The sequence below is a fragment of the Cupriavidus sp. 05T313 genome (assembly GCF_056396665.1).
In genome coordinates, this window is sequence record NZ_JBFTLX010000526.1 from 1 (window position 1) to 1,110 (window position 1,110).

Annotated in this window: 2 pseudogenes; both read left to right on the forward strand. The window is 65.0% G+C overall.

Annotated features, from left to right (window positions below):
* A pseudogene (locus tag AC1DKD_RS41460) lies at positions 1-324 on the forward strand (hypothetical protein); the annotation flags it as partial.
* A gap of 17 nt (positions 325-341) precedes the next feature.
* Positions 342-1,110 (forward strand): annotated as a pseudogene (locus AC1DKD_RS41465) (ImcF-related family protein); the annotation flags it as partial.

Below are 1,110 nucleotides of genomic sequence, written 5' to 3' on the forward strand. Positions count from 1 at the left end.
CCTGCCCTATGCGGACGTGCCAAGCCCGAGGACCTTCAGCACCTTTGGCAATCTGGCCTTTCCAAGGCGGACAAGACCGCATTGCTCAAGTGCGGATCAGACGTTGCCCTGGGGGCGGCACAGACGGATGAGTTGTCTGGCGTGCATGACATCGATCCCGCGCTCGGCGTTCCTGGCGTTGGCGCAGCGTGGTTCGGTGCGRCATTGGCAATCGAGGCTGCACAGCAAGACCTAGCGCCGCAGCTGCTCGCCTGCCGGGAAGGTGCGCTGCGACTGGCGGTTGTGCGCCCAATTGCACAACAGAATGAACGGGAAGCAACTTGATGGGCAATCGAAAGGACTTGGGCTACAAGATCGTGGTCGTTGGCATCACGGCGGCGGCAGCGGCGACAGTGTATTTCGTTGGCGCAGAGAGCATGTCTGCCCGCAGGCAGGCAGCAATCATTGCGCTGGCAGGTGCCGCGGTGCTCCTGCTGCGCGGTCCCATTACGGCGGCATGGGGCGCTGTTGCCCGCCGCTCGAAAGAACGGAAGCGATACCTGCGTGATCCCGGCGCGCGCCTAGGCAAGGGCCACGCTGCCAAAACGGGGCTGGCGGCGTTGCGCTTAGCAAGCCTCAAGCTCGCGTTGCAGGAGCGGCACTACCGCCGCCAGCCCCGTCTGCTGGTGACTGGAGATGACGCCGTGATTATCCGGCTGCTGCCAGAGCTGACTGAAGCGGGCTGGCTCAGCACACCGGATGCGATGCTGCTGTGGGATCAGACCGACAGCAACGGCCAGCCGGATATGGACTGGCTGAGGCAAATCTACAAACTACGCCGCCGCCGTCCGGTGGATGCCGTTGTCCTCGTGACCAACGGCGAGGCTGAGTTGCCGGCGCAACGCCGTATGACCTTGCCGTATGGCTTCAGCCTGGCGCGCATCGCCGAATTGCTGCGCTGGTCCGCCCCGGTYTACCTGCTSGATGTGGCGGAGGCGAGAACGGCGGCCCACGGCCTCATGCCGGTCATCAGTTGCGAGTTGCCGCGCCAGGCGGATGCGGACGCCATCGATGACGCGTTGCGCACGCTGCGCGACCAGCTGGCGCAGCGCGTGGTCGCGCAACTGATGG